Genomic DNA, 26,684 nt, shown 5'->3' with positions numbered 1-26,684 from the left:
CCTGCGGGGACCCGGCGGTCGCGACCTACGATGACCGCATGCGAGGCAATCGGGTGGGGGCGGCCCTGGCGGCCGCGTGCCTCGCCCTCTCCGGCTGCTCCGGCAGCCGCCCGGCTCCGCACCCGCCCGCCTCGACCCGGCCGGCCACCACGACCCAGCAGGACTCGGCCCAGCCGTCCGTCGCCCGCGAGGAGGCGCTCAGTGCGCTGCTCGCCCGGCGCGCGGCCGCGGTCCGCGACCGGGACCGCACGGCGTTCGCCGCGACCCTGGCCAGCACCACGTCCGGGTTCGGGCTGCGGCAGCTCGCCCAGCTCGACGCCCTCGACCAGCTCCCGATCGGCCGGTTCGAGTACGGCACGCCCGAGGCCGCGCCCGCCCTCGGCCCCGACCGGCTCGCCCAGCTGGGACCCGACGCGTGGGTGGCCCGGGTCGAGGGCCGCTACAGCCTCAAGGGCTACGACACCGCGACCCGAGGCTTCGAGTCCTACTTCACCGTGGTGCGCCGCGACGGCCGCTGGCTGCTTGCCGACGACACCGACGGCGGGACCCAGGCCCAGCTGTGGGACCTGCCGGACTTCACCGTCGTCGAGGGCGACGGGGCCCTCGTGCTGGGCAGCGGGCCCGCGAGCCGGTTGCGGCCCTACCTCGCGCTCGGTGAGCACGCCGTCGCCCAGGTGCGCGACGTCTGGACCGGCTCGACGTGGAACGGCCGGCTCGTGCTCGTCGTCCCGAGGACCGCGGCGGAGATGGCCGACCTCGTCGGCCAGCAGGCCGGCTCCGTGGCGCAGGTCGCCGCCGTCACCGACGGGCCGTTTGACGCCACCGGGCGCGCCGGCGCGGACCGGGTCGTGGTCAACCCCACCGCCTTCGCGGGGCTGCAGCGCCGGGGGCAACAGGTCGTGGTGACCCACGAGGCGACGCACGTGGCCATCCGTGCCACGACGACCCGGCCGGTCCCGCTGTGGCTGTCCGAGGGCATGGCCGACTACGTGGGGTACCGCGACGTCGACGCCACCGAGCAGCAGGTGGCGGCAGCCCTCTTCGCCGAGGTCCGGGCGGGTCGTGGACCCACGGCACTGCCCCGGGCGGAGGAGTTCGACCCGGCCCACACGACGATCGGCCCCACCTACAACGCGGCGTGGCTGGCCGTGCGCCAGGTCGCCGAGAGGTACGGCACGGCCACCCTCGTGCGCTTCTACCGCGCCGCGGCGTCGGCGCCGTCGGCCGACGCGAGCGCCTCCGAGGTCGACGCCGCCACCGCCCGGGCGTTCCAGGACGTCCTGCACACGACCGTGGCGGCGTTCACCCGGCAGTGGCTGGCCTCGATCCGCGCGGCGGCCTCCGCCGGATGAGCGACGTCCTGCGGCGCCGGGCGGTGCGCGTGCTCGTGGTCGAGCCGGGTGGGACCGTCCTGATGATCCACGGGTTCGACCCACACGACCCCGCGACGACCTACTGGTACACGATCGGCGGCGGCGTCGACGAGGGGGAGGCCGACCTCGAGGCCGCCGTGCGCGAGGTGTGGGAGGAGACCGGCCTGCGCGTCGACCCCGCCCGGCTGGTCGGGCCGGTGCACGCCGACGAGGTGGTGTTCCCCTTCGAGGGGCGGACCGTGGTCCAGCAACAGGTCTACTACCTCCTCGAGGTGCCCTGGTACGCCGCCCGGCCGGTGGCGTTCGAGGAGACCGAGGTCCGCTCGACCCTCGAGGTGGGCTGGGTGGACCCGCAGGAGCGTCAGCGGCGGGGCGAGACGGTGTACCCCGAGAGGCTCGTGGAGCTGCTCGCCCGGGCCTGCGCCACCGCGAGCGAGAGCACGACCAGCGCCCCCACGAGCCAGAACTGGTTGTAGAAGGCCTGCTTGTTGACGAGGTTCGCGACGAGCAGGACGAGGGCGAGCCACCGCAGCAGGGACGCGAGATCGGGCTGTCGTCGCCACACGGTGAGGCAGACGGCGCCCAGCGTGCCGAGGACCACGAGACCGGTCACCGCGAACGGCAGCGTGACGCCGAAGGTGTTGTACGCCAACAGGTACAGCGTGTTCGCGAACTTGATCGGGTGGAACGTCACGAGCAGGCTCACCGTGTCGTGCACGAAGTCGGCAGGGCTGGCGAGGACCCACGGTGCGATGAGCACCGCGGTCAGCGCACCGGTCGCCACGGTCCGCTTCCAGCCGAACGGTCGCCACAGCAGCAGCACCGGCAGCAGCAGCGCGAGGTGCTGCTTGCTCGCGCAGGCCATCGCCAGCGGGACCACGGCCCACCAGGCGTGGCCGCGACGCACGAGGACGGCCCACCAGGCGATCCCGGCCAGCAGCAGCGGCTCGGTCCAGGCCTGGTCGAGCTGGGTGAGGGTTCCCGGCGCCAGGAGCAGGAGCGACACGACGACGGCCGCGGTCCACCGCCAGCCGGGCTCGTCCTGCCCGGCGACGTCCTGCCCGGCGACGTCCTGCCCGGCGACGTCCTGCCCGGCGACGTCCTGCCCGGCGTCGTCGTGCCCGGCGTCGTCCCCGCCAGCCGGACCGCGGGTCAGGGCGACCGCGGCCACCGCGGCGACCAGGGTCCACACGGCCAGGGCCCAGCGGACGTCGCCGGCGAGCCACCGGCCCGGCGCCAGCAGGACGACGGTCCAGGGCAGGTAGGTGAAGGCGTCCTGGATGCCGGGGGAGCCCGTCCACGTCATCGCGTAGAAGTTCTCGAGGTGGGCGAAGCCGTCGGACGCCTGCTGGAGGGTGACCCACACGTCGATCCGCGGACGCGGCGAGGACACGACGGCGGTCGCGGCGGCCACGGCATACCCGAGGACGGCGGCGGCGAGCGCGGCCGCCGCGGCGCGTCCGCGGCCCGACCACAGGCCGACCGCGCCGGCGAGCGGCGCGGCGACGAGCGCGCTGGTGGCCACCGCCAGGCCTGTCGGGGCCAGGTAGCTGAAGAGCGGGACCGCGGCGGTGGCGAGGGCCGAGCCGGCGAGCATGAGCACGACGCCGCCCCGGCTCGGGGTGACCCGCCAGCCGCGCCACTGCCACAGGGCCAGGCCCACGGCGGCCAGGGTGAGGACGGCCACGATGGGGATGCGGTAGCGCACGACGCTCCACTGGAGGGCGGTGAAGTACGCGAGCCACGCGACCGCGAGGACGGCGCCGGCCGCCCGTGTCACGCGCGAGCGCCACCGGGCACGGACGACGGGCCGGTGGCGCTCGGGCATGGGCAGGACCCTACGGGGGTCCGCCGGTCACTTCGCCGGTGCCCCCGCGTACAGCTCCTCGACCTGGTCCTGGAAGTCGCGCATCACGATGTTCCGCTTGAGCTTCAGGCTCGGCGTGAGGTAGCCGTTCTCCTCGGTGAAGTCGCCGTCGAGGACGGCGAACTTGCGGATCGACTCGGCCTTGGAGACCGACTTGTTGGCGTCGTCGACGGCCTTCTGCAGCTCGGCGAGGACGACCTCGTTGGTGCTCGCCTGGGAGAACGGGACGTCGTCGATGCCGTTGTTCTTCGCCCAGCTCGGGTACATCTCCTCGTCGAGCGTGATCAGCGCCGCGATGAACGGCTTCTGGTCGCCGACGACGATGCACTGCGACACCAGCGGGTGCGCGCGCAAGCGGTCCTCGAGGCCGGCGGGCGCGACGTTCTTGCCGCCGGCGGTGACGAGCAGCTCCTTCTTGCGGCCGGTGATCTTGAGGTAGCCGTCCTCGTCGAGCTCGCCGATGTCGCCGGTGTGGAACCAGCCGTCGCGCACCGCGTCCGAGGTCGCGTCGTCGTTGTTGTGGTAGCCGGCGAAGACGTTGTTGCCGCGGATCAGGATCTCGCCGTCGTCGGCGATGCGGATGCCGACACCGGGCAGCGGTGCGCCGACGGTGCCGATCTTGACGCGGTCGGGCACGTTGACGGTGGCCGGCGCGGTCGTCTCGGTGAGGCCGTAGCCCTCGAGCACGGTGACGCCGATGCCGCGGAAGAAGTGGCCGAGGCGGGTGCCGAGCGGCGCGCCGCCGGACACGGCATACATGACCTGCCCACCCATCGCCGCACGGAGCTTGGAGTACACGAGCCGGTCGAACAACGCGTGGCGCACCCGCAAGCCGATCCCGGCGCCCCCGGCGTCCTGCGCGGTCGACCAGGCGATGGCCGTGTCGGCCGCGGTCGAGAAGATCTTGCCCTTGCCCTCGGAGGTGGCCTTGGCCTCGGCCGAGTTGTAGATCTTCTCGAAGACGCGCGGCACGGACAGGATGAAGGTCGGCTTGAACGCGGCGAAGTCGTCGAGCAGGTTCTTGATGTCGGCGCTGTGGCCCATCTTGGCCTCGCCGGCCACGCACAGGACCTGGATGAACCGCGCGAACACGTGCGCCAGCGGCAGGAAGAGGAGCGTGGACGCCCCGTCGGCCTGGACCACGGCGCGCAGCTTGGTGATCGCGTTGTCGGCCAGCGCCAGGAAGTTGTCGTGGGTGAGCTGGACGCCCTTGGGGCGGCCCGTCGTGCCGGAGGTGTAGATGATCGTCGCGACGCTGGAGCGGTCGACGCCGGCCGTGGCACCGGCCAGGTCCTCGTCGCTGACGGAGGCGCCCGCGGCCTCGAGCTCAGCGATCGCCCCCGCGTCGATCTGCCAGACGTGCTCGACGCCACCGAGCTGGTCGCGCACCTCGGCCAGCGCCGTCTCGTGCGCGGGCGTCTCGAGCATGATCGCCTTCGCCCCGGAGTCGGACAGGATCCACGCCACCTGCTCGGCCGAGGAGGTCTCGTAGATCGGCACGGTGACCGCACCCGCGGTCCAGATCGCGAAGTCGGTCAGCGTCCACTCGTACCGGGTCTTGCTCATGATGGCGACCCGGTCGCCGGGACGGATGCCGGCCGCGACCAGGCCCTTGGCCAGCGCGCGCACGTCCTCGTTGAACTGCCGTGCGGTGACGTCGACCCAGCGGCCGTCCTCCTTGCGGGCGAACGCCACGGCGAAGGGGTTGGACGCGGCGTTGCGCGCGGGAAGGTCGGCGAGGCTGCCCTCCGTCGTCGGGGGGACGAGCGGGGGCGCGACGTGTTCCTGCACGGAGTCTCCTTTGACGGCTCGACCGGTGGGATCGCCGGGGCACCCACGGTGGTGGCGGCGCGGCACCGGTCCTCGTGCCGTCAGACTACCGACCGGTAGGGCCCAGCGGGGAGGTGCGTCCGTACCGGGGGAGTGACGTGCGGAACACTGGTCCCATGCGCGAGCGTCGCGTCGACGTCGTCGACGACACGTACATCCGGGCTGCGCCGGAGCGGGTCCGCACCTGCCTGGACGACGCGGGCTGGTGCGACCGGGTGTGGCCGCACCTCACCAGGACGCTGCAGCGCGACCGGGGGGTCAAGGGCCTGCGGTGGACGGTCTCCGGACAGGTGGTCGGCGAGATGGAGGTCTGGATCGAGCCGTGGTGGGACGGCGCCGTCGTGCACCACTACCTGCGCGGCACGACGGGCCCCCGCGCACCGCGGGACCTGGCCACCCGGCACACCCTGCGGTGGAAGCGCGCGGTGCACGCGCTCAAGGACTCGCTCGAAGGGACTTCGGGGTAGCCTTCCGCGCATGGCCGACCGCACGGAGTCCAGCATCGACATCGCCGCCAAGCCCGGCGAGGTCCTCGACGTCATCGCGGACTTCGAGAGCTACCCGCAGTGGGCCACCGAGGTGAAGAAGGTCGAGGTCCTCACCGAGGAGGGCGACGGCTGGGCCGACCAGGTCCGCTTCACCCTCGACGCGGGGGCGATCAAGGACACCTACGTCCTGGACTACGAGTGGGACGTCACCCGCAACGGCACCGGCGTGGTCTCCTGGGGACTGGTCGAGGCCTCGGTCCTCAAGGCCATGAACGGCTCGTACACCCTGGCCGCCAAGGGGTCCGCCGGCACGACGGTGACCTACCGGCTCGCGGTCGACGTCAAGATCCCCATGCTGGGGATGCTCAAGCGCAAGGCCGAGAAGGTCATCATCGACACCGCGCTCAAGGAGCTCAAGAAGCGCGTCGAGGGCTGAGGCCCGGTCGCGACACGATGCGCGTACTCCTCTTCACCGGCAAGGGCGGTGTCGGAAAGACCACGACGGCTGCGGCCACCGCCGTCCGCGCGGCCCGGTCCGGGGTCAAGACGCTCGTCATGTCGACCGACGCGGCGCACTCGCTCGGTGACGCGCTCGACGTCGACCTGGCCGGCCGGCCGGGGGAGCCGGTCGAGGTCGAGCCGGGGCTGTTCGCGCTGCAGGTCAGCCCGCCGCACCTGCTCGGGGCGTCGTGGCGGGTGGTCCAGGACTACCTGCTCAGCGTCCTCGGCACCGTCGGGGTGGACCCCGTGGTGGCGGAGGAGCTGACCCGCCTGCCCGGCGCCGAGGAGGTCGCCGCGCTGCTCGAGCTGCGCGCGCAGGTGGAGTCCGGGCCGTGGGACCTCGTCGTGGTCGACTGCGCCCCCACGGCCGAGACGCTGCGGCTGCTGGCGCTGCCGGAGGCGCTCGCCTGGCACCTCGAGCGGCTGCTCCCGGCCCAGCGCGGCCTCATCCGCACGCTGCGGCCGGCCGCTGCAGCCGCCGCGGGCGTCCCGCTGCCGGACCCCGCCGTCGTCGACGCCGTGACGGGGTGGCACCGGCAGATGCGCCAGGTCCACCGGCTGCTCACCGGTGACCAGACGTCGGTGCGGCTGGTCCTGACGCCCGAGCGCGTGGTCATCGCCGAGTCCCGCCGGACGTGGACGTCGTTGTCGCTGTACGGGTTCGTCGTGGACGCGGTCGTGGTCAACCGGGTCTTCCCCGACGCGGTGGCCGACGCGGGCCGGCGGACCCCCGACCCGTGGCGAGCGGGGTGGAACACCACTCAGCAGCAGGGGCTGGAGGAGGTGCGTGACTCCTTCGCCGGGCTCGCGGTGCAGGTGACGCCGTACCTGCCCGCCGAGCCCATCGGCCCCGACGCCCTCGCCCAGCTCGCCGCCGAGCAGGACGGCGGCCCCGAGGACCTCCTCGCCCCCGTCGCGCACCGCGGCATGGCCGTCGACCGCGACGGCGACGGCTTCCTGCTCACCCTGCCCCTGCCCGGGGCCCACGCGGCCGACCTCGTCCTGCAGCGGCGCGGCGACGAGCTGCTCGTGACGCTGGGCGAGCACCGGCGCGTGCTCACCCTGCCCGCCGCTCTGCAACGATGCGTGGTCGAGCGCGCCGCCGTCCGCGAGGGCAGGCTGGCGGTGCGGTTCGTCCCCGACGAGGAGGTGTGGCCGCGTGGCTGACCAGGAGCGAGCGCCCGTGGGCTCCGTGGCCGAGGAGGCTGCGCGCCTGCTCGACGCCCTCGGCGGCTGGGCCGCGAGCAGCGGGTATGCCGCCGGCGCCTCGTCGCGGGGGAGCGCCGAGGACGAGGGCCACCCGCCCCACGTCGACACCCACGGCTCTCCGGGCCCGGCCGCGGAGGACGGCGGGCACCCGACGACCGGGGCGACGCCCGACGACGGGGCCCACTGCGAGCACTGCGGCGCCGAGACGGGCGCGGGCCGGGCGGTCGTCTGCCGGCTCTGCCCGGTCTGCCAGGGGATCGGGCTGCTCCGCTCGGTTCGCCCGGAGACCGTTGACCGCCTCGCCGACCTCGCCGGGGCGATCGCGGACACCCTGCGCGACCTCGCCGACCACCGCCGCGCCGGCGCGGAGTCGGCGGGGGCGGCGGCGCCCTCCGGGACGACGCCCGGCGACGCAGGCGCCCGGCACACGCGGTCGCGGGTCCAGGACATCGCGGTCGAGGACGAGACGACGGCGACTCCGTGAGCCTGGCGATCGGCATCGACATCGGCGGCACCAAGGTCGCCGGCGGCCTCGTCACGGCCGAGGGCGCGGTGGTCGGCCGCGCCCGCCGCGACACCCCGCACCGCTCGAAGAGCCCGGCCGTCGTCGAGGACACCATCGTCGAGGTGGTCGACGAGCTGCTGGAGGCGGCCGACGAGGAGGTCGTGGGCGTCGGTATCGGCGCCGCGGGCTTCGTCGCGGCCGACCGGGCGACCGTCGTCTTCGCGCCCCACCTGTCGTGGCGGGACGAGCCGCTGCAGGCCAACCTCCAGCGCCGGGTGCCGGTGCCGATCAGCGTCGACAACGACGCCAACGCCGCGGTCTGGGCCGAGTGGCGCTTCGGCGCGGCCCGGGGCGAGTCGAACGTCGTCATGGTCAACCTCGGCACCGGGATCGGGGGTGCGCTCCTTCTCGACGGGCGCGTGCTGCGGGGCCAGTTCGGGATCGCGGGCGAGTTCGGGCACATGCAGGTGGTCCCCGGCGGGCAGCGGTGCGAGTGCGGCAACAAGGGCTGCTGGGAGCAGTACGCGTCCGGCAACGCCCTCGTCCGCGAGGCCCGCTCGCTGATGACCGCGAACAGCCCCCTGGCCACCGACCTGCTCGCGCGGGCCGGCGGCGACCCGATGGCACTGACCGGCCCGATGATCACCGAGGCGGCCAGGGACGGCGACCCCACTGCCACCGAGCTGCTCACCGAGATCGGCCACTGGCTCGGGGTCGGCATCGCCAACCTCGCCGCCGCCTTCGACCCCGGCATGTTCGTCATCGGCGGCGGTGTGAGCGCGGCCGGCGACCTGCTGCTCGAGCCCGCGACGACGATGTTCCGGCGCAGCCTCACGGGGCGTGGCTACCGCCCGCAGGCGCGGATCGTGCTGGCGGAGCTGGGCAACGAGGCCGGCCTCATCGGCGCGGCCGACCTGGCGCGGGACGGCGCCGGGGCCGCGGCGTGAGCGGGATGCGCGTCGCGTCCTACAACCTCAAGGACCTCACCCTCGACCGGCACGCGGCGGCGCGCGTCGTCCGGGCGATCGACCCGGACGTCCTGTGCCTCCAGGAGGTGCCGCGCCGCCTCTTCTCGTCGTGGCGGGTGTCGGCGTTCGCCGCCGAGTGCGGGATGTACTGGTCGGGCCGGCACCGCGGCAGCGGCGGGACGACGATCTTCACCTCGCTGCGGGTGCAGGTGGCCGAGTCGCGCCACCACCGCCTGCAGGTGGCGGCGCTGCAGCGCACCCGCGGGTATGCCGTGGCGCGGGTCGCGCCCGCCGGTTCCCAGCCGCTGGTGGTGGCCTCGGTGCACCTGTCGCTGGACGCCGCGGAGCGCGAGCGGCACGCGGCGCAGATCCTGCAGGCGGTCGCCGGGGGTGGTGGCGGGGTGCTACTCGCCGGTGACCTCAACGAGGGGGAGTCCGGCGCGGCGTGGCAGCGGTTCGCAGCCGGGCTCCGGCTGGTGTCGCCCACGGCGCCGACCTATCCGGCGCCGGCGCCGCGCCGGCTGCTCGACGTCGTGTTCGCGTCACCCGGGCTGACGGTGCTTGCGCACCGGGACGTGGCACTGCCCGAGGCGGACCTGGTGGCCGCGAGCGACCACCGCCCGGTGTGGGTCGACCTGGACCTCGACCCGGTGCCTGCCGGCTCGGCCTGACCGGTGCCGCGGGGGCCGGGCTCAGCTGGGGCGGCGACCCACCCACACGGTCTGGAGCCGGGTGTCGATGTCGGGTCCGTCGACGAGCTGGACCTGCGGGGCGTACCGCGCCAGAGCTGCCACGAGGCGCTCACGGTCGACTCCCTGCAGCGGCTGGGCCAACGCCTGGTAGGGAAGCTGCCGGGTCGGGGCCGGTGACGAGGAGCCCCCTGCGCGGCCCTCGAGCACAGCTGCGGCGTCGGGGTGCTCACGGCGGAACTCCGCGAGGGTGGCGGGGTCGACGCCCGACAGGTCCACGGCGCCGGGGACGAACGGGACCATCCCCGCGACCTGTGGCAGGTCCGAGGCTCCGAGGGGAGCCGCGCCGGGTGCCGGGTCGACCGCCTCCACGGCCAAGGCCGGCATCCTCCAGGGGGCCCGGCCCACCTGCGCCGAGGGTTCGATCGCCGTGCAGACCACGAGCCTGCGCAGCTGCGGCCAGGGGACCACCTGGGCCCTCCGGTTCCCGGGTGCCATGCCCAGGCCACTCAGGTACAGGCCTCCGGGTCCGGCAGCGAGCTGCGGGACCGACGCCGCGCGCAGGCCCTGCCGGGCAGCGACACCTGCGACGACCGCGATCAGGCCGCCGATGGCGAAACCGACGAGCGACAGGTGCACGAGGGCGACGACCGCGAGGACGCCGGCGAAGGCGGCCCCGAGCGTCGGGACCGCGACCCCGAAGGCGGCACTTGCCCGAGGCAGCTCGAGAACGTAGGCCGCGGGGTCGCCCGCCGTGGCCTCGGCGGGGGCAGCGCCGACCCCGGTCTGGTCGGAGGTGATGGTGAACCGCGGCATACGTCCTCCCGTGCTGGCGTCGCTGGTCGGCGGCAACGTATCGGCGCAGCCGGCAGGGCCGGGGACGAACGGGACATGACGGTACGAACGGGTGAGCCTGCCGCGGCTCCACCCAGCCGACTGGGTCAGACGCGGGCGCCGTTGTCCGGGTCGCCCTCGTCGCGCGAGTGCGGCTGGCGCAGCACCAGCAGGACGAACCCGCCGACCATGAGGCCCAGCGCGCCGAGGGTCCACCACAGGCCCATGCCGCGGTCGAACAGGACGATCCACAGCAGCAGCAGCGGGCCGGCCACCAGGCCGACGATGATGCCCCAGAACTGCAGGTCCTCCTGCGGGGGCAGCGGCGCGACGGGGCCGGGCTCGAAGTGCTCGTCGTCCTCCGCCTCGAGGGCGGTGAGCTCCTCGGGGTCCTGGTCGTCGGCCCCGGTGGGCTCGACGCCACGCCACACGACGAACGGGCGGATCGGCGGGGGGTTGGTCGGGTTGCCCTCGGGGTGCAGGGGCGGGTTCACCGCCGACCCGTGCGACGGGCGCTCGGACGAGGGGCGCTCGGACGGCGGGCGCTCGGACGAGGGGCGCTCGGACGAGGGGCGCTCGGACGAGGGGCGCTCGGACGAGGGGCGCTCGGGCGACGGGCGGTCCGGCACCACGGCGACGTCGTCCCAGTGCGCGATGATGTCCGCGAACTGCGCGTCCACGTCCTTGTCGCCCATGGGCCCCTCTGTTTCCGACCGACCGGGGACCGTGCGCACTGCGACCGTTCCCACCGACGCGACAACGATACGTGGCGCCCGGCCCGGAGGCGAGGGCCGCCCGCCCGGCGAATCCGGCGGCTTCCCACGCATCGCGACGGGCAGCGGTCCACACCACTGGTGTCGTAGAGTTCCTCGCGTCACAGGAGGTATGGGGTGTTCTACTGGGTTCTCAAGACGGTCGTGCTGGGGCCGCTGCTGAAGCTGCTCTTCCGTCCGTGGGTCGAGGGCGAGGAGAACATCCCCGACGAGGGGGCGGCGATCTTCGCGAGCAACCACCTCTCCTTCTCGGACTCGATCTTCCTGCCGCTCATGGTTCCCCGGCGGATGACGTTCCTCGCGAAGTCGGACTACTTCACCGGCCGCGGCATCAAGGGCCGGCTGACCGCGGCGTTCTTCAAGGGTGTCGGCCAGCTGCCGATCGACCGCTCCGGCGGCCGCGCCGGTGAGGCGGCGCTGCGCCAGGGCCTGAAGGTGCTGCGGCGCGGCGAGCTGCTCGGCATCTACCCCGAGGGCACCCGCAGCCCCGACGGCCGGCTCTACCGCGGCCGCACCGGGGTGGCCCGCATGGCGCTCGAGGCCGGCGTGCCGGTCCTCCCGGTCGCGATGATCGGCACGGACAAGGCCCAGCCCACGGGCAAGAAGGTGCCCAAGCTGATGCGGATCGGCATCAAGATCGGCAAGCCGCTCGACTTCTCGCGGTACGAGGGCATGGAGGACGACCGGTTCGTCCTGCGCTCGGTCACCGACGAGATCATGTACGAGCTCATGCTGCTGTCCGGCCAGGAGTACGTCGACATGTACGCCACGTCGATGAAGGACCGGATCCTCGCCGCCGCCAAGACCAAGGCCCGCGAGATCCAGGAGGCCGCCCTGCCGGGGGCCGCGGCCAAGGAGCTCGAGGAGGCCCTCGCCGCCGGCGAGGAGTCCTCGTCCAGGGCGGCGAGCCGGGCCGTGGACGACGCGGCCGCCGACATCGACGAGCGCACCGGGCGCGAGGGCGGCCCCGGCGACGCGCAGGGCCACGACGCGGGCAGCGACGACGAGCGCCCGGGGGGCGAGGCCGGCAGCGGCTCCGTCGACCGCGCCGCGTCCTGACGCGAGCCCCCGGCGTGCTCTCGGTGCCGGCACGCCGGTCGGCGCTGCTCGACCCGTCCTCCCAGCCGGAGGTGGTGTCGGCGTTCTGGAAGGGCATCGACGTCTTCCGCCCGATCGCGCTGCTCTACGCCGCGTACTCGCTCTGGGACCGGCCCTCCGACCTGACCCGCCCCGCCCTCGCGTGGTCCGTCCTCGCCGTGCTGGGGGCGTGGACCGTCTTCCTGGTCCTGTACCGCCGGCGCCGACTGTGGCTCGTGCTGGTCGAGCTCGGGCTCGGCGCGGCGGCGATCCTGGCCACCCGCCTGGTCGACACCGACGCCGCGATCGCCGCGGGGGCGCGCACGCTCCCGACGTTCTGGCCGGCGGCCGGCGTCGTCTCCGCCGCCGTCCTGCTCGGGCGCCGCGGCGGCATACCGGCTGCGGTGTTCATCGGCGTCGTCGACGTCGTCGAGGTGCGGCAGGCCACGCCCAACACGGTCAACAACATCGTGCTGCTGCTGCTCATCGGGGCGCTGATCGGGTACGCCTGCGACCTGGCCCGCGAGGGCCACGCCAAGCTGCGCGAGGCGCTCGTCCTCGAGGCGCGCGTGCGCGAGCGGGAGCGGCTCGCCCGCACCGTCCACGACGGTGTCCTGCAGACGCTGGCGTTCATCAACCGACGCGGTGGCGAGCTGGGTGGACAGCCGGCCGTGCTCGGCGCCATGGCCGCCGAGCAGGAGCGCATCCTGCGCGCGCTGGTGAGCGGCACCAGCCCCGAGGACACCGAGGCGGCCGTGAGCGGCGACACCGACCTGCGCCAGTCGCTCGCCCGGTACGCCGGTGGTCGCGTCCAGCTCGTCGCACCGGCCGACCCCGTCCCCGTGCCGCCGCGCGTCGCCGGCGAGCTGGCGGCGGCCGTCGGTGCCGCGCTCGACAACGTGCGCCGGCACGCGGGCGAGGACGCCCAGGCGTGGGTGCTGCTCGAGGACGCCGGCGACGACGTGGTCATCACCGTGCGCGACAACGGCGTGGGTATGCCGCCCGGCCGGCTCGAGCAGGCCGCGGCAGCCGGGCGGCTGGGCGCGGCCTCGAGCATCCGCGGCAGGCTGGCGGACCTCGGGGGGGAAGCGAGGTACTCGGGCCGTGAGGGCTCCGGGGTCACGGTCGAGATGCGCGCGCCGAGGGGCGGCGCGCCGGAGGGAGATCGATGAGTGAGCAGGACACCGCAGCGGCACCGGTGACGGTGGTCGTGGCGGACGACCACCCGCTGTGGCGTGATGCCGTGGCGGCCGACCTGTCGGACGCCGGGTACTCGGTGGTCGCCACCGCGGACGACGGGCCGTCGGCGGTCAACCGGACGAGGGCGACGCGGCCGCGCGTGCTCGTCCTCGACCTCAACCTGCCGGGACTGCGCGGGCACGAGGTCTGCCAGGCGCTGGGCGCGCTGGAGACGCGCGTGCTGGTGCTGTCCGCCAGCGGCGAGCAGCAGGACGTGCTCGAGGCGGTCAAGGCGGGTGCCACCGGCTACCTCGTGAAGTCGGCCACCCGCGAGCAGATCGTCGCCGCCGTGGGTGCGACCGCCCGCGGGGAGGCCGTCTTCACGCCGGGTCTCGCGGGGCTGGTGCTGGGGGAGTTCCGCAGGATGTCGACGCAGCCGGCCGTGGACCCGTCCCGGCCCATCCCGGAGCTGACCGAGCGCGAGACCGAGGTGCTGCGGCTGGTCGCCACGGGCATGTCCTCCAAGGAGATCGCTGCCGAGCTGTTCATCAGCCACCGCACCGTGCAGAACCACGTGCAGAACACCCTCGGCAAGCTGCAGCTGCACAACCGGGTCGAGCTCGCGCGGTTCGCGATCGCCAAGGGGCTCGACACCCCGGAGGCCTAGGCGCTGACGGCCTCGCAGCGAGGGCGGGTGACCGCGATGCGGGCTGCGGGACGGGCCGGTCCACGGCGCACCTATCCTTGATGCGTGAGCACCGCCCAGCACGACGCCCTCGCCAGCCTCGCGGCCGGCGCCGCCCTCCCGGCGGCGCAGCAGCCCGAGTGGCCCGACCCGTTGGCCCTCGCCGACGCGGTCGCGACCCTGGCGTCCTATCCGCCCCTCGTGTTCGCGGGGGAGTGCGACGTGCTGAAGAGCCGGATGGCCGCCGCCGCCCGCGGCGAGGCGTTCGTGCTCCAGGGCGGCGACTGCGCCGAGACCTTCGCGGCGGCGACGGCGGACAACATCCGCGACCGGGTCAAGACGATCCTGCAGATGGCCGCGGTCCTCACCTACGGCGCCAGCGTCCCCGTGGTCAAGGTCGGCCGCATGGCCGGCCAGTACGCCAAGCCCCGCAGCAGCGGCAGCGAGACGCGCGACGGCGTCACGCTCCCGGCATACCGCGGCGACATGGTGAACGACTTCGAGTTCACGCAGGACGCCCGCATCCCGGACCCGCAGCGGCTGGTCCGCGCCTACCACGCGAGCTCGGCCACGCTGAACCTCGTGCGCGCCTTCACCCAGGGCGGTTTCGCCGACCTGCGCCACGTCCACGACTGGAACCGCGGCTTCGTCGCCAACGCCGCCAACAGCCGGTACGAGCGGCTCGCCCACGACATCGACAAGGCGATGAAGTTCATGTCGGCCTGTGGCGCGGACTTCGACGCCATGCGCACGACCGAGTTCTTCTCCGCGCACGAGGCGCTGCTCCTCGACTACGAGCGCCCGCTGACGCGCGTCGACAGCCGTACCGGGGAGCTCTACGACACCAGCGGCCACTTCATCTGGGTCGGCGAGCGCACCCGCGACCTCGACGGCGCGCACGTCGACTTCGTCTCCAAGGTGCTCAACCCGATCGGCGTGAAGCTCTCGGCCAAGGCCGAGGTCGACGACGTCCTGCGGCTCATCGACAAGGTCGACCCCGACCGCGAGCCGGGGCGCCTGACCTTCATCACCCGGATGGGCGCGCGGACGGTCCGCGAGGCGCTGCCGACGCTCGTCGAGAAGATCACCGCCAGTGGCGCGCAGGTCACCTGGATCTGCGACCCCATGCACGGCAACACCTTCGAGTCCTCCAGCGGCTACAAGACGCGCGACTTCGACGACGTCGTCGAGGAGGTGCGCGGCTTCTTCGAGGTGCACCAGGCGCTGGGGACGGTGCCCGGCGGCATCCACGTCGAGCTCACGGGCAACGACGTCACCGAGTGCCTCGGCGGGGCGGAGAAGATCCTCGACGCCGACCTGTCCCAGCGCTACGAGACCGTGTGCGACCCGCGGCTGAACCACCAGCAGAGCCTGGAGCTGGCCTTCCTCACCGCGGAGATGCTCAGCAAGAGCTGACCCGGAGAGGCGACCGCCGCTGACGGCCTCCTAGGCTGCTCGCATGCCCGACGCCCCCCAGGTCGACCTGCTGTCCGACACCCTCACCAAGCCCACCGACGCGATGCGCGCCGCGATGGCCGCCGCGCCCGTCGGTGACGACGTATTCGGCGAGGACCCCACCGTCCGCGAGCTCGAGCAGCGGGTGGCAGGGATGCTCGGCCACGAGGACGGGCTGTTCACCCCGTCGGGGTCGATGGCCAACCAGCTCGGCATCCGGCTGCACGTCGCGCCCGGCCAGGAGCTGGTCGCGGACTCGCTCGCGCACGTCCTGCGGGCCGAGATGGGCGCGGCCGCGGTGCTGTCGGGCATCTCCGCCCGGTCGTGGGTCGCGCAGCACGGGGAGCTCGACGCCGCCCAGCCGCTGGCGCTGATGATCCCCGACGGCGGGGCGTACCAGGTCAACACCCGGCTGGTCGTCGTGGAGAACACGCACAACTTCGGCGGCGGCACGGTCCAGCCGCTGGACCAGGTGCAGGCGCTGCGGGCGGGCACCCAGGAGCGCGGGGTCGCGATGCACCTCGACGGCGCCCGGCTCTGGAACGCGCACGTCGCGACCGGGACGCCGCTGGACACCTGGGGCGGGCTGTTCGACACCGTGAGCGTGTGCCTGTCCAAGGGCCTCGGCGCGCCGGTCGGGTCGGTGCTGGTCGGTTCTGCGGCGCACATGCAGGAGGCCCGCATCTGGCGCAAGCGCTTCGGCGGCGGCATGCGGCAGGTCGGCATCCTCGCGGCCGCTGGCCTGCACGCGCTCGACCACCACGTGGAGCGGCTGGCCGACGACCACGGCCGGGCCCGCCGCTTCGCTGAGGTCGCTGCGCAGGCTCGCCCCGGCTCGGTCGACCCGGCCCGGGTGCAGACCAACATCGTGGTGCTCGACGTGTCCGGCGCAGGCTGGACCGCGGCCGGGTTCGTCGAGGCTGCGGCCGGGCGCGGGGTGCGGATCTACCCCGTGAGCCCCACGGCGGTCCGCCTCGTGTGGCACCTCGACGTCGACGACGCCGGCACCGCGCTCGCCGTCGACGCGCTCGCCCCGCTGCTCGAGCAGGGGGCGCCGTCCGCCTGACCCCTTCCCGCCCTCCGCGGCCTTTGAGCGATCTCGGCGGTCACCACCGCCGGGATCGCTCAAAGACCTCGGGTGGGCAGGGAGGGCGCGCTCAGACCTCGTGGTGCAGCAGCTCGGCCGGCGGGTCCTGCTCGGCGGTCGCGCCGGGCGAGCGTCGCCCGAGCAGCTCGACGACGTACATCGCGGTCAGCACCAACCCGCCACCGAGGAGCATCCGCACCGTGAGCGACTCGCCGCCGAACAGCACGGCGAAGAACGCGGCGAAGACCGGTTCCATCGTCATGACGATGGCGGCGCGGGCGGCGGGCAGGTGCGACTGGGCCCACGTCTGCGCCCACAGGGCGACGGCCCCGGCGACCAGCGCCATGTAGAGCAACGAGGTCCACTGGCCGCCGGTCGACGGCAGGGTGATCCCGCCGGGGAGCGCGGCGACGAACGCCACGACCGCGATGACGAACGCCTGCACGGTGGCCAGGCCGGTCGCGGCGGCGGCCGTCGAGTACCGGCCGAGGCCCAGGATGTGCAGGGCGTACAGGACCGCGGAGCCGAGGGTGAGGGCCTCGCCGTACCCGACCGACAGGCCGCGCAGCGACAGCACGGCCAGCCCGGTCGTCGCCAGCAGGACGGCGAGCCAGGTGCTGCCCGGCAGGCGGTCGCGCAGCAGCACCGCCCCCAGCACCGGGGTGAGCACGACGTAGGTGCCGGTGACGAAGCCGGACACCGAGGCGTCCGTGTGCTCCAGGCCGACCGTCTGGAGCAGCTGGGCCAGGCCGTACAGCACGCCCAGCCCCAGCCCGACCCGGAGCTCACGAAGGCTGAGCGCCAGCACCTGCCGCCGGAACACGACGGCCATGACGGCCGCCGCGATCGCGAACCGCACGGCGAGGAAGTCCGCCGACGGCACGTGGACGACCAGGTCGCGGATGAGGAAGAACGTCGAGCCCCAGACGGCCGTCACGGAGACGAGCAGCAGGGTCGCCAGACGGGTCGCCGGCAGCCTCGGGCGCGAGGCGGCCGACGGGCCGGCGGGGGGTGTGCTGGTGGACAGGGCAGGACTCTCGGGGTGGGGGCGCCGGGCGGCAGAACGGTCAGACGATGACGAGGGTGACGACGCTGCCCTTGGGGGCCTGGCCGCCACCTGCGGGGCTCTGGCTGCGGACGGTGCCGAAGACGCCGCCCATGAACCGGTCCTTCTGCACCTTGAACCCGGCGTCGGTGAGGATCTTCTCGGCCTCCGCCTCCTGCTTGCCCTGCACGTCCGGCACGGGCACCATCTCGGGACCCTTGGAGACGACGAGCTTGACGGTGTCACCCCGGTAGAGCGTGCCGCCGGCCGGCGACTGGGAGATGACGCTGCCCTTGGGCACGGTCGTGCTGAAGTCCTGCTGGGTCGCGTCGACCTGCAGGCCCTTGCCGGTGAGGTCGTTGACGGCCTGGTCCGCGGGCTTGCCGGTCCAGTCGGTCACGGCGATCGGCTGCCTGCCCTGGCTCACGACGAGGGCGACGGCGGCGCCGCGCTTGAGCTCGGTGCCGGCCGGGGGATTGGTGCTGATGACCAGGCCCGGGTCAACGGACTCGCTGTAGGCCTGCGTGACGGTGCCGACCACGAGCTTGGCAGCGGTGAGCTGGTCCGTCGCCTCGGCCTTGGACTTGCCCGTGACGTCGGGCACGGCATACCGCTCGGGGCCCCGGGAGACGGTCACGGTGACGTCCGTGCCGCGCGAGACCTGCTTGCCGGCGCCGGGGTCGGTCGACATGACGACGCCCTTGGGCACGCTCTCGTCGAACTGGTCCTGCCGCTTCGGCGTGAGGTGCGCACGCTCGAGGGCGGAGGCGGCCTGGGCGTAGGCGAGGTTGGTGGTGCGCGGCACGACGGTGGGGGAGCCTGGACCGGCGACGAACCACCAGATGCTGAGGCCGGCCACCAGGAGCACGGCGAGGGCGACCGCGATCCAGCGCCACGGCAGGCCGCCACGGGCGTCGTCGCCCAGGACGCGGCCCTCGAGCGCGCCACCACGGCGCGAGGCCAGCACGGCTCCCGGCGGCGCGGTGGGCGTGTGGTCGATCGGCAGGGCCACCGGGGGTACCCGGCGCCGCGCAGGGGCCGCCTGGTCCTGCGCGCCCGGCTCGGAGTCCTCGGGCCCGACCGGCAGCGCGCTCGTGCGCTCGACGGCCACCGTGCTGGCGCCTCCGGCGAGCGACGCGGGGCCCTCGGGCCGGCGGTCGAGCTCGGCCGGGGTGAGCATCGCGCGTGACGCGCGCACCTGGGTGAGGAAGTCGGCGGCGTCCGAGGGGCGCTGGTCGGGGTCGCGCGAGGTCGCCAGCGCCACGAGGGAGTCGAGCTCCTGCGGCACCGAGGGGACCCGGGAGGACGGGGCCGGGACCGAGCCGTGGACGTGCTGGTAGGCGATGTGGATCGGGGTGTCGCCGGTGAACGCCTTGGTGCCGGTCAGCATCTCGAACAGGATCAGCCCGGCCGCGTAGACGTCGCTGCGGGCGTCGGCGATGCCGCGCTCGACCTGCTCGGGGGAGAGGTAGGCGACGGTCCCGAGGAGCACGCCCGTCTGCGAGGTTACGGTGTGGGCCGAGACCGCCCGGGCGAGGCCGAAGTCCGCGACCTTCACGGTGCCGTCGTCCTCGCGCAGGATGACGTTCTCGGGCTTGACGTCGCGGTGGATGATGCCGGCCCGGTGCGCGGCCCCGAGGGCCTGCAGCACGGGCGCGAGGATGTCGAGGGCGGCCCGCGGGGTCAGCGGCCCCTCGGCGCGCATCACCTCGCGCAGCGTCTGGCCGGGGACGTACTCCATCGCCAGGAACATGTGACCGTCGTCCTCGCCCTGGTCGAAGACGGCCACGACGTTGGGGTGCGACAGCCGGGCCGCCGAGCGGGCCTCGCGCCGGAAGCGGGTGACGAACGCCTCGTCCTGGGCGAGGTCCTTGCGCAGCACCTTGAGCGCGACGTCGCGGTCCAGGCGGGTGTCGAGGGCGAGGTAGACCGAGGCCATCCCACCGTCGGCGATGTGCGACTGGACGCGGTAGCGCCCGTCGAGCACACGGCCGAGGAGGGACTCGGTCACACCGGAAGACACCCGCAAAGTGTAGGAGACCGGACGGGTCATCCCGTGCAGGCAGGTCCGTCGTGGACGTACCGGTCCGGGCAGACCCGGGGGCGGGCGGTCCGGGCAGACCCAGGGGCGCGCGGTCCGGGCAGACCCGGGGGCGGGGCGGTCGCGCGGAGCGACAGCCCCGCCCCGAGGTCACATCCGTCCGCGGTGGGACAGGACCGCGGCCACGTAGGCCTTGGTGTCCGCGTACATCCCGTTCTGCTGGACCGAGGCCAACCCCTGGTAGTAGCCGGCGATGGCCTGGTCGGTGTTGGCTGCGGACCGGGTCAGGGCGCGCAGGATCGCGACCCCGGCGGTGATGTTGTCCTGGGTGTTGAGCAGGTCGAGCCGGCGCCCGACCATCTGCGAGGCCCACTCGCCGGACGACGGGATGACCTGCATGACGCCGATCGCGTTGGCGACCGAGACCTGCCGCTGGTTCCAGCCGGACTCCTGCCAGCCGACTGCCAGGGCGAGCGCGGGGTCGACGCCCTGGCGGCGGGCCGTGGCGACGACCATGGCCTGGGTCTGGCTGCGGCTCGGGACGGCAGCGGCTGCGAGGGTCGCCCGGTTGCGGTTGGCCGCGTCCACCGTGGACCTCGGGTAGGTGCGTCCGGCGAAGGTGTCGTTCGTCGAGGTCACGGGAGCCGCGGTCGCCGGGACCTGCAGCTTCTGCCCGACGAGGATGACGGCGGTGGCCGCGAGGCGGTTGGCCTTGAGCAGGGCCGCGAGCGGGACACCCTTGCGCGCGGCGATGCCGGACATCGTGTCACCGGCGACCACCGTGTATGCGGTGCTGCTGGGCTTGGGGGCCGCTGTCGGCGCGGGGGCCGTTCCGTTGACGCGCAGCTTCTGGCCGGGGTGGATGATGCTGCGGGCGGAGAGCCGGTTGAGCGAGTAGACCGTGCCGAGGGGAGTGCCGGTGCGAGCGGCGATCGCACTGAGGGTGTCGCCCGATCGGACGACGTAGGTGCCCCCGCCCGGGGTGGGCTCCGGGGCGGCTGCGGGACGGGAGGCGCTCGCCGGGGCGGAGCCGGGGACCATCACCTTCTGGCCGATGTGCAGCACCGAGGTCGGGGAGAGGCGGTTCGCCTTGAGCAGGGCGGCGAGGGTGACGCCGCGCTCGGCCGCGATGCCGGACAGGGTGTCGCCCTCGCGCACCACGTAGGTCGCTCGCCTGACGGCCTCGGCGCGGGCCGCCGCTGCCGCTCGGGCGGCAGCCGCCTCGGCGCGCGCCTGGGCGGCGGTCTTCGGCACGCTGAGCCGCTGGCCGATGGACAGGTGGCCGCCACCGTCGGGCAGGTGGTTCTGCGCAGCCAGGATGCCTGCCGTCGAGCCCGTCCGGGCGGCGATGGTGGACAGGTTGTCACCGCTGCGCACGGTGTAGGTCGTCCAGCCGTAGGGCGCGGGCTTGGCCTTCTGCACGACCGCCGGTGGGGCCGAGACGGCGGCGGGCGGGACGGCAGCCGGTGCGATCACAGGTGGCATGGAGGGGGTGCCTTTCGGGCGGCTCCCGCGGGGCGGGAGGTACGGCGGGTGCGAGTGGTGTCGATGTGACGACTGTGGCCCGTGTGACAGTACACGAAACCGCGACCGAGATATCGACTTACATCGATGTAATTTGCATTGTCCGCAGTGGCTGGCAGGCTGGCCCCGTGAGCGAGCAGAACCCCGGTCCGGGCGCGGACACGCAGGACGGCGCAGCGACGTCGATCGAGGCCCTGGTCGGGTCCTGGCTGCCCGTCCCGGACGTCGCGGAGCGTCTGGGCGTGCCGCTGTCGCAGGTCCGCCGGATGCTCGAGGACCGCGAGGTGCTCGGGCTGCGGGTGGGGGAGCGGCGGATCCTGCAGGTCCCCGAGGCGTTCCTCGACGAGACCGTGCTGCACCACCTGCGCGGGACGATCACCGTCCTCGCGGACGGTGGGATGGACGACGAGGAGGTCGTGCGCTGGCTGTTCACCGCCGACGACACCCTCGGCCGCGGTGGCACCCCCGTCGATGCCCTGCGCGACGGCTTCAAGACCGAGGTGCGCCGCCGTGCCATGGAGACCGCCTTCTAGCACGCACTCCCCGGGTCGGGCGCTCCCTGCCTCCAGTGCTCGCCGAAACCCTCGCCATGCACGAACCTCTGCTAGCAGAGGTTCGTGCACCCAGCGCAGGGTCGAACCTCCGCTGAGCACTTGACTGTCTGCTGAGCAGTGCCCACGATGCGTGACCGTCGGCTCGCCGGCCAGGCGGGCCGGGCTCAGTACTGGCGGCTGGTCGCGCTGTCGATCAGCGCGTCGAGCACGTCCACGGCCTCGTCGGTGAGGCCGGTCGTCGACTTCAGCGCCGAGCGGGCCGACCCGGCCAGCCGGGTGATGTCGGCCTCGACCGCGTCGACGGCGCCGCTGTCGCTGATGACGCTGCGCAGCTCCTCGACCTCGGCGTCGCCCAGGGCGGGGTCGCCCAGGAGGCGGCCGACCACCGCGCGCCCGGCGTCGTCGGTGCCCTCGAGGGCGTGCGCGACCAGCACCGTGCGCTTGCCCTCGCGCAGGTCGTCGCCGGCGGGCTTGCCCGTGGTGGCGGGGTCGCCGAACACGCCGAGGAGGTCGTCGCGCAGCTGGAAGGCGTGGCCGAGGTCGAGGCCGTAGCGCGACAGCGTCGCCAGGTCGTCTGCACTCGCGCCGCCGGCGGTGGCGCCGATGAGCAGCGGGTGCTCGACGGTGTACTTGGCGGACTTGTAGCGGATGACCCGCTCGGCCCGCTCGATCCGCTCCGGTGTCGGCACGCCCTCCCACGACCGCGCCGACTCGACCACGTCGAGGAACTGCCCACCCATGAGCTGGGTGCGCATCCGGTCGAAGACCTCCCGGCCGCGGGCCAGGTGCTCGGGAGCCAGCCCGGAGGTGGCGTACAGCTCCTCGGTCCAGTTGAGGCACAGGTTCCCCGCCAGGATCGCCCCGGCGACCCCGAACCGGCCGGCGTCGCCGGCCCACTCCTCGCGCTCGTGGCGGGCCGCGAGCGAGCGGTGCGCCGCCGGCATACCGCGACGCGTGTCGCTGTCGTCCATGACGTCGTCGTGGATCAGGGCCGCCGCCTGGAAGAACTCCATCGCGGTCGCGACCTGCACGATCGCCTCGGAGTCGGGCTGGCCCGTGCCGCGGTAGCCCCAGTAGAGGAAGGCGGCGCGCAGCCGCTTGCCGCCGGTGAGCAGCCGGGCCACTGCCGCGAGCAGCTCCTGGGCGTCGGGGCCGACCTCGGCGAGGACGCCGTCCTGGCGCGCGAGCACGACGTCGACGCAGCGCTGCACACGTTCGCGCAGTGCGGCGGCATCGAGCGGGCTGGCGACCACGTGCTCCTCCAGATCGTCGGCGGCACAGGGCGTCTCACCCGGTGCTGCACCTGAGCCTACGGCGTGGGCGCTCGACTAGTCTCACCGCCATGGCACTCGGGCAACCGTCGCGGCTGGCCCGGCCGGAGTCGCAGACCCGGTCGATCCCCGGCATGCTCGCGCGCACCGAGCCCTCGATCAGCTTCGAGTTCTTCCCGCCCAAGGACGACGCGGGCGAGGAGGTCCTCTGGGACGCCATCCGCCGGCTGGAGTCGGTGCGGCCGCACTTCGTCTCGGTCACCTACGGCGCGGGCGGCACCAGCCAGGACCGCACCGTGCGCGTCACCGGCCGCATCGCCCTCGAGACGACCCTGACGCCGCTGGCGCACCTCACCTGTGTGGGCGCGTCCGTCGCCGCCCTGCGCCAGGTCATCGGGATGTATGCCGCGAGCGGCGTCCGCAACATCCTCGCCCTGCGCGGCGACCCGCCGGGCAACCCGGGAGGGGAGTGGACGCCGCACCCCGAGGGGCTCAACCACGCCACCGACCTCGTCGAGCTCGTCCGCTCGCTGGGTGACTTCACGATCGGGGTCGCGGCCTTCCCCGACGTGCACCCGAGCTCCCCCGACCTCGACCACGACGTCGAGGTGCTGGTGCGCAAGGCCGACGCCGGCGCGTCGTTCGCGATCACCCAGATGGTCTTCGACGCCGACACCTACCTGCGGCTGCGCGACCGGGTCGCCGAGCGCCGGGACCTGCCGATCACGCCGGGCCTGATGCCGGTGACGAACTTCAAGCAGGTGGCCCGGATGTCCCAGCTCATGGGGACGCCGCTGCCCGCGCCGGTCGTCGAGCGGCTCGAGCGGGTCGCCGACGACCCGGTCGCCACGCGCGAGGTGGGCGTGCAGATCGCCACCGAGCTCGGCCGGCGCATGCTCGACGAGGGCGCGCCGGGGCTGCACTTCATCACGATGAACCGCTCGACCGCGACCCTCGAGGTCCACCGCAACCTCGGCCTCTGACGCGGCGCGGGGCGCGGGCCACGTGCCGACGGCGCGCGGCCGCCCCGGAGGTCGCGGTACGAGCTGGTCGTGTGCGGCCGTCAGTCGCGGGTGCCGAACCGGCGCGTGAGCGCGGCGACGGCCGAGAGCGCGGCGACCACGACGCCGTACACCGTGGCCGTGGTCAGCAGGCCGAGGTGCGGGACGGCGAACCCGGCGGCAACCGCCGGCAGCCCGAACGCGAGGTAGCTGACCACGAAGACCGACGAGAACAGCTCGCCACGCTGGTCCGGCCCGACGGTGGGGGTGATGGACCGCATGATGCCGAGGAACGACGTCCCGAAGCCCGACCCGGCCACCACCGCGGCGAGCAGGAAGCCGACGAGTGAACCGGCGTGCAGCGCCACGAGTGTCAGCACGGTGCCGACAGCCAGCATGGTCGTGCCGTAGAGCGTCGTGCGGCGCGCCCCCGCCCGACCGCCGAGCATGGAGCTCAGCGCGCCCACCCCGGTGAGGATCGCGACGACCGCGCCCTGGGCGAGGTGCTCCCGGCCGCCGAGCAGCGCCACGAGGGGGGCGCCGAGCGAGAGGTACAGGCCGCCGGTGGCCCAGCCCGCGAAGACCGCCGGGGCGCTGCGCGTGAACGCCGCCCGTGCGGGTGCGGGGATGCCGACGCGGGGGCGCAGCGAGCGCGCCCAGCCGGCGTGCCGGGGCGAGGTCTCCGGCAGCGCCAGGACGGCGAGGGCGAGCAGGACGTATGCCGCGGTGAGCGTGCCGAAGACCAGCGGCAGCGCGTGGTGGGCCCGGTCGAGCAGGGCGCCGGCGACGAGCGCGCCGCCGGCCAGGCCGGCGAGTGGGGTGACGCTGTTGAGGGTCGCCGCCAGGCCGGCCCTGTGCTCGGGCTCGAGGTCCACGACGGCTGCGGACAGGGTCGACATGAGCAGCCCCGCGGCCACGCCCTGGACGGCGCGGGAGGCCATCAGCGTCGGGACGTCCGTGGCGTGCCAGAAGCCGACCATGCTCACGGCCAGGACGAGGAAGCCGGCGGCGAGGACCGGGCGGCGGCCGACGTGGTCGGACAGCGAGCCGGTGACCAGGAGCGTCGCGAGCAGGGTGAGGGCGTAGACGCCGAAGATCGTCGTCATCGTGCCGGCCGAGAAGCCGATCCGGACCTGCAGCACCGGGTAGAACGGAGACGGCGCGCTGGCGCCGACCATGAGGGCCACGACCGCCGCCAGGGCCAGGGGGAAGCCGGCCGAGCGGCGCGCCCGGGCGGTGTCGAGGGCGCCCGCCGCGGGGGCCGAGGGGCAGTTCGTCGTGCTGGTCGCGCTCATGGGGGATGCCTTCCGGGCCGAAAACGACGGTTCGAAACTTATCGAACAGTCGGCGACCGCCCGGCATTCCCGTGCTTGGAGCGCCTTGCACCTTTCTCGGGCCGCGGTCGTCGCGGCCAGCACGGTTCGAATAGAATCGAACCATGCCAGGGAGCACCGAGCTGTCCCATCCCGACCTGCGGGACGTGGCGCTCACCGATGTCCTCTTCGCCCTCAGCGACCCCTCACGCCTGAGGATCGTCCGCGACCTCGCGGACGGGCCGCTGGAGATGGCGCAGTGCGGCGCGACCGACCCGGCCCTGCCGAAGTCGACCAAGTCCCACCTCATGAAGGTGCTGCGCGAGGCCGGAGTGGTGCGCAACGAGCCGCACGGCAGGCAGCGGCTGGTGTCGCTGCGCCGGGAAGAGCTGGACGAGGCGTTCCCGGGACTGCTCGACAGCGTGCTCGGGGCCGACCCCGCACGGGACCGCCCGCGACCCTAGGCGGCCGGCGCGCCACGCCCGGGCGGCATACCCAGCCACGGTGCCAGGCGGCACACCGCCCGCGGTGCCGGGCGGCATACCGCACGCTGCGCTAGGCGGCAGGACCGGCGAGCGGTTGCAGCTCGCCCACGAGCGGCACGAGGTCGGCGATCGAGTCGACCACCCGGGTCGGCTGGTAGGGGAAGGTGTCGATCTGGTCGCGGGAGGTCGACCCGGTGAGCACCAGGACGGTCCGCAGGCCGGCCTCGAGGCCGCTGATGACGTCGGTGTCCATCCGGTCGCCCACCATGACGGTCGACTCGCTGTGGGCGTCGATGCGGTTGAGGGCGCTGCGCATCATGAGCGGGTTGGGCTTGCCGATGTAGTAGGGCTGGCGACCGGTCGCGGCGCTGATGAGGGCCGCGACCGACCCGGTCGCGGGGAGGGTGCCCTGCTGGCTGGGACCGCTGACGTCGGGGTTCGTCGCGATGAAGCGCGCGCCACCCTCGACCAGCCGGATCGCCTTGGTGATGGCCTCGAAGGAGTAGGTGCGGGTCTCGCCGAGCACGACGTAGTCGGGGTCGCGCTCGGTCATCGTGTAGCCGACCTCGTACAGCGCGGTCGTGAGCCCGGCCTCGCCCACGACGAACGCGCTGCCGTGCGGTCGCTGGTCGTCGAGGAACTGGGCGGTCGCGAGCGCGGAGGTCCAGATGGCCTTCTCCGGCACGTCGATCCCGCTGGCCCGCAGCCGGGCCCGCAGGTCCCGGGGCGTGTAGATCGAGTTGTTCGTGAGCACGAGGAAGCGCCGGCCGCTGTCGACGAGCGCCCCGATGAACTCGGCGGCTCCGGGGATGGCGTTCTCCTCGTGCACGAGGACGCCGTCCATGTCGGTGAGCCAGCAGTCGACCGGCCGGGGTGAGGTCATGCGCTCATTGTGCCCAGCCCGTCTCACCCTTGTGGCGGAGCGCCACG

26 protein-coding genes are annotated in these 26,684 nt (G+C 73.9%); 16 read left to right on the top strand and 10 right to left on the bottom strand.

Annotated elements, in window-relative coordinates; genetic code table 11:
- The first annotated feature begins 38 nt into the window (after positions 1-38).
- Together ACFUC1_RS03640 and ACFUC1_RS03635 are read left to right on the top strand one after the other, a co-directional pair.
- On the top strand, positions 39-1,352 hold the full coding sequence (locus ACFUC1_RS03640; protein WP_379116716.1) for a hypothetical protein: 1,314 nt from the start codon (positions 39-41) through the stop codon (positions 1,350-1,352).
- Positions 1,349-1,849 carry an NUDIX hydrolase gene (locus ACFUC1_RS03635; RefSeq protein WP_379116714.1) on the top strand — a complete coding sequence of 167 codons (501 nt, stop codon included), beginning with the start codon at positions 1,349-1,351 and terminating at the stop codon, positions 1,847-1,849. The genes ACFUC1_RS03640 and ACFUC1_RS03635 overlap by 4 nt, the downstream gene beginning before the upstream one ends.
- On the opposite strand, the gene ACFUC1_RS03630 is transcribed toward ACFUC1_RS03635, so the two are convergent.
- On the bottom strand, positions 1,735-3,201 hold the full coding sequence (locus tag ACFUC1_RS03630; protein ID WP_379116712.1) for a hypothetical protein: 1,467 nt from the start codon (positions 3,199-3,201) through the stop codon (positions 1,735-1,737). The two genes, ACFUC1_RS03635 and ACFUC1_RS03630, sit on opposite strands and share 115 nt — an antisense overlap.
- A gap of 27 nt (positions 3,202-3,228) precedes the next feature.
- The gene (locus tag ACFUC1_RS03625) at positions 3,229-5,031 is read right to left on the bottom strand and encodes an AMP-dependent synthetase/ligase (protein WP_379116710.1); all 1,803 of its coding nucleotides are present in this window, start codon (positions 5,029-5,031) and stop codon (positions 3,229-3,231) included.
- Positions 5,032-5,186: 155 nt separating this feature from the next.
- Between ACFUC1_RS03625 and ACFUC1_RS03620 the strand changes: the two genes are divergently transcribed.
- The 6 genes from ACFUC1_RS03620 to ACFUC1_RS03595 are packed head-to-tail and all read left to right on the top strand — an operon-like array spanning position 5,187 to position 9,412.
- On the top strand, positions 5,187-5,537 hold the full coding sequence (locus ACFUC1_RS03620; RefSeq protein WP_379116708.1) for a hypothetical protein: 351 nt from the start codon (positions 5,187-5,189) through the stop codon (positions 5,535-5,537).
- A gap of 10 nt (positions 5,538-5,547) precedes the next feature.
- The gene (locus tag ACFUC1_RS03615; protein WP_316008423.1) at positions 5,548-5,994 is read left to right on the top strand and encodes an SRPBCC family protein; all 447 of its coding nucleotides are present in this window, start codon (positions 5,548-5,550) and stop codon (positions 5,992-5,994) included.
- Positions 5,995-6,011: 17 nt separating this feature from the next.
- The gene (locus tag ACFUC1_RS03610; RefSeq protein WP_379116706.1) at positions 6,012-7,226 is read left to right on the top strand and encodes an ArsA family ATPase; all 1,215 of its coding nucleotides are present in this window, start codon (positions 6,012-6,014) and stop codon (positions 7,224-7,226) included.
- Positions 7,219-7,752 carry a hypothetical protein gene (locus ACFUC1_RS03605; RefSeq protein ID WP_379116704.1) on the top strand — a complete coding sequence of 178 codons (534 nt, stop codon included), beginning with the start codon at positions 7,219-7,221 and terminating at the stop codon, positions 7,750-7,752. The genes ACFUC1_RS03610 and ACFUC1_RS03605 overlap by 8 nt, the downstream gene beginning before the upstream one ends.
- Entirely contained in the window at positions 7,749-8,720 is a 972-nt protein-coding gene (locus ACFUC1_RS03600) for an ROK family glucokinase (protein ID WP_379116701.1), read from the top strand. Before ACFUC1_RS03605 ends, ACFUC1_RS03600 begins: the two co-directional genes overlap by 4 nt.
- A 5-nt stretch (positions 8,721-8,725) precedes the next feature.
- Positions 8,726-9,412: an endonuclease/exonuclease/phosphatase family protein gene (locus ACFUC1_RS03595; protein ID WP_379116743.1), complete on the top strand. Its 687-nt coding sequence runs from the start codon at positions 8,726-8,728 to the stop codon at positions 9,410-9,412.
- A 21-nt stretch (positions 9,413-9,433) separates the two neighbouring features.
- On the opposite strand, the gene ACFUC1_RS03590 is transcribed toward ACFUC1_RS03595, so the two are convergent.
- Positions 9,434-10,246, bottom strand: a complete 813-nt coding sequence (locus ACFUC1_RS03590) for a hypothetical protein (protein ID WP_379116700.1) — start codon at positions 10,244-10,246, stop codon at positions 9,434-9,436.
- Positions 10,247-10,371: 125 nt separating this feature from the next.
- Positions 10,372-10,959, bottom strand: a complete 588-nt coding sequence (locus ACFUC1_RS03585; protein ID WP_379116698.1) for a hypothetical protein — start codon at positions 10,957-10,959, stop codon at positions 10,372-10,374.
- A 195-nt stretch (positions 10,960-11,154) separates the two neighbouring features.
- On the opposite strand from ACFUC1_RS03585, the gene ACFUC1_RS03580 reads away from it, so the two are divergent.
- The 5 genes from ACFUC1_RS03580 to ACFUC1_RS03560 all read left to right on the top strand — a co-directional run bounded on the left by ACFUC1_RS03580 (position 11,155) and on the right by ACFUC1_RS03560 (position 16,499).
- Positions 11,155-12,096 carry a lysophospholipid acyltransferase family protein gene (locus ACFUC1_RS03580; RefSeq protein ID WP_379116695.1) on the top strand — a complete coding sequence of 314 codons (942 nt, stop codon included), beginning with the start codon at positions 11,155-11,157 and terminating at the stop codon, positions 12,094-12,096.
- 14 nt (positions 12,097-12,110) lie between these two features.
- Positions 12,111-13,286, top strand: a complete 1,176-nt coding sequence (gene macS / locus ACFUC1_RS03575; protein WP_379116693.1) for a MacS family sensor histidine kinase — start codon at positions 12,111-12,113, stop codon at positions 13,284-13,286.
- The gene (locus ACFUC1_RS03570) at positions 13,283-13,960 is read left to right on the top strand and encodes a response regulator (protein ID WP_379116691.1); all 678 of its coding nucleotides are present in this window, start codon (positions 13,283-13,285) and stop codon (positions 13,958-13,960) included. The genes macS and ACFUC1_RS03570 overlap by 4 nt, the downstream gene beginning before the upstream one ends.
- 84 nt (positions 13,961-14,044) lie before the next feature.
- The gene (locus tag ACFUC1_RS03565) at positions 14,045-15,394 is read left to right on the top strand and encodes a class II 3-deoxy-7-phosphoheptulonate synthase (RefSeq protein ID WP_379116689.1); all 1,350 of its coding nucleotides are present in this window, start codon (positions 14,045-14,047) and stop codon (positions 15,392-15,394) included.
- Between the two features lie 43 nt (positions 15,395-15,437).
- Positions 15,438-16,499, top strand: coding sequence for a threonine aldolase family protein (locus ACFUC1_RS03560; RefSeq protein WP_379116687.1), 1,062 nt, complete (start codon positions 15,438-15,440; stop codon positions 16,497-16,499).
- 91 nt (positions 16,500-16,590) lie between these two features.
- On the opposite strand, the gene ACFUC1_RS03555 is transcribed toward ACFUC1_RS03560, so the two are convergent.
- The 3 genes from ACFUC1_RS03555 to ACFUC1_RS03545 all read right to left on the bottom strand — a co-directional run bounded on the left by ACFUC1_RS03555 (position 16,591) and on the right by ACFUC1_RS03545 (position 21,091).
- The gene (locus ACFUC1_RS03555) at positions 16,591-17,469 is read right to left on the bottom strand and encodes a DMT family transporter (protein ID WP_379116741.1); all 879 of its coding nucleotides are present in this window, start codon (positions 17,467-17,469) and stop codon (positions 16,591-16,593) included.
- A gap of 118 nt (positions 17,470-17,587) precedes the next feature.
- A complete protein-coding gene (gene pknB, locus ACFUC1_RS03550) occupies positions 17,588-19,588 on the bottom strand; it encodes a Stk1 family PASTA domain-containing Ser/Thr kinase (protein WP_379116685.1) in 2,001 nt (666 codons plus the stop codon).
- A 168-nt stretch (positions 19,589-19,756) separates the two neighbouring features.
- Complete coding sequence (locus tag ACFUC1_RS03545; protein ID WP_379116683.1) at positions 19,757-21,091, bottom strand: LysM peptidoglycan-binding domain-containing protein; 1,335 nt, start codon at positions 21,089-21,091, stop codon at positions 19,757-19,759.
- Between the two features lie 167 nt (positions 21,092-21,258).
- On the opposite strand from ACFUC1_RS03545, the gene ACFUC1_RS03540 reads away from it, so the two are divergent.
- On the top strand, positions 21,259-21,663 hold the full coding sequence (locus tag ACFUC1_RS03540) for an Rv2175c family DNA-binding protein (RefSeq protein WP_379116681.1): 405 nt from the start codon (positions 21,259-21,261) through the stop codon (positions 21,661-21,663).
- A 185-nt stretch (positions 21,664-21,848) separates the two neighbouring features.
- On the opposite strand, the gene ACFUC1_RS03535 is transcribed toward ACFUC1_RS03540, so the two are convergent.
- A complete protein-coding gene (locus ACFUC1_RS03535) occupies positions 21,849-22,937 on the bottom strand; it encodes a polyprenyl synthetase family protein (RefSeq protein ID WP_379116678.1) in 1,089 nt (362 codons plus the stop codon).
- A gap of 89 nt (positions 22,938-23,026) precedes the next feature.
- On the opposite strand from ACFUC1_RS03535, the gene metF reads away from it, so the two are divergent.
- Positions 23,027-23,938, top strand: coding sequence for a methylenetetrahydrofolate reductase [NAD(P)H] (gene metF / locus ACFUC1_RS03530; protein WP_379116676.1), 912 nt, complete (start codon positions 23,027-23,029; stop codon positions 23,936-23,938).
- Between the two features lie 80 nt (positions 23,939-24,018).
- Here metF and ACFUC1_RS03525 read toward each other — a convergent pair whose 3' ends face one another.
- Positions 24,019-25,251 (bottom strand): MFS transporter, encoded by a 1,233-nt coding sequence (locus tag ACFUC1_RS03525; RefSeq protein WP_379116674.1) that lies wholly within the window; start codon positions 25,249-25,251, stop codon positions 24,019-24,021.
- 143 nt (positions 25,252-25,394) lie between these two features.
- On the opposite strand from ACFUC1_RS03525, the gene ACFUC1_RS03520 reads away from it, so the two are divergent.
- Positions 25,395-25,733, top strand: a complete 339-nt coding sequence (locus tag ACFUC1_RS03520) for an ArsR/SmtB family transcription factor (protein WP_379116672.1) — start codon at positions 25,395-25,397, stop codon at positions 25,731-25,733.
- A gap of 91 nt (positions 25,734-25,824) precedes the next feature.
- Here the strand turns inward: ACFUC1_RS03520 and ACFUC1_RS03515 are convergent, their stop codons facing one another.
- The gene (locus ACFUC1_RS03515; protein WP_379116670.1) at positions 25,825-26,637 is read right to left on the bottom strand and encodes an HAD-IIA family hydrolase; all 813 of its coding nucleotides are present in this window, start codon (positions 26,635-26,637) and stop codon (positions 25,825-25,827) included.
- Positions 26,638-26,684: the final 47 nt, after the last annotated feature.

It is taken from the genome of Pedococcus sp. NPDC057267 (genome assembly GCF_042668795.1).
Taxonomy (GTDB): Bacteria; Actinomycetota; Actinomycetes; order Actinomycetales; family Dermatophilaceae; genus Pedococcus.
This window is presented reverse-complemented; position numbering and strand designations above follow the sequence as displayed.

Coding starts and splice junctions, on each gene's coding strand:
- ACFUC1_RS03640 (WP_379116716.1), top strand. CDS start 39: ATGCGAGGCAATCGGGTGGGGGCGGCCCTGGCGGCCGCGTGCCTCGCC.
- ACFUC1_RS03635 (WP_379116714.1), top strand. CDS start 1,349: ATGAGCGACGTCCTGCGGCGCCGGGCGGTGCGCGTGCTCGTGGTCGAG.
- ACFUC1_RS03630 (WP_379116712.1), bottom strand. CDS start 3,201: ATGCCCGAGCGCCACCGGCCCGTCGTCCGTGCCCGGTGGCGCTCGCGC.
- ACFUC1_RS03620 (WP_379116708.1), top strand. CDS start 5,187: ATGCGCGAGCGTCGCGTCGACGTCGTCGACGACACGTACATCCGGGCT.
- ACFUC1_RS03615 (WP_316008423.1), top strand. CDS start 5,548: ATGGCCGACCGCACGGAGTCCAGCATCGACATCGCCGCCAAGCCCGGC.
- ACFUC1_RS03610 (WP_379116706.1), top strand. CDS start 6,012: ATGCGCGTACTCCTCTTCACCGGCAAGGGCGGTGTCGGAAAGACCACG.
- ACFUC1_RS03595 (WP_379116743.1), top strand. CDS start 8,726: ATGCGCGTCGCGTCCTACAACCTCAAGGACCTCACCCTCGACCGGCAC.
- ACFUC1_RS03590 (WP_379116700.1), bottom strand. CDS start 10,246: ATGCCGCGGTTCACCATCACCTCCGACCAGACCGGGGTCGGCGCTGCC.
- ACFUC1_RS03585 (WP_379116698.1), bottom strand. CDS start 10,959: ATGGGCGACAAGGACGTGGACGCGCAGTTCGCGGACATCATCGCGCAC.
- ACFUC1_RS03570 (WP_379116691.1), top strand. CDS start 13,283: ATGAGTGAGCAGGACACCGCAGCGGCACCGGTGACGGTGGTCGTGGCG.
- ACFUC1_RS03560 (WP_379116687.1), top strand. CDS start 15,438: ATGCCCGACGCCCCCCAGGTCGACCTGCTGTCCGACACCCTCACCAAG.
- ACFUC1_RS03545 (WP_379116683.1), bottom strand. CDS start 21,091: ATGCCACCTGTGATCGCACCGGCTGCCGTCCCGCCCGCCGCCGTCTCG.
- metF (WP_379116676.1), top strand. CDS start 23,027: ATGGCACTCGGGCAACCGTCGCGGCTGGCCCGGCCGGAGTCGCAGACC.
- ACFUC1_RS03525 (WP_379116674.1), bottom strand. CDS start 25,251: ATGAGCGCGACCAGCACGACGAACTGCCCCTCGGCCCCCGCGGCGGGC.
- ACFUC1_RS03520 (WP_379116672.1), top strand. CDS start 25,395: ATGCCAGGGAGCACCGAGCTGTCCCATCCCGACCTGCGGGACGTGGCG.
- ACFUC1_RS03515 (WP_379116670.1), bottom strand. CDS start 26,637: ATGACCTCACCCCGGCCGGTCGACTGCTGGCTCACCGACATGGACGGC.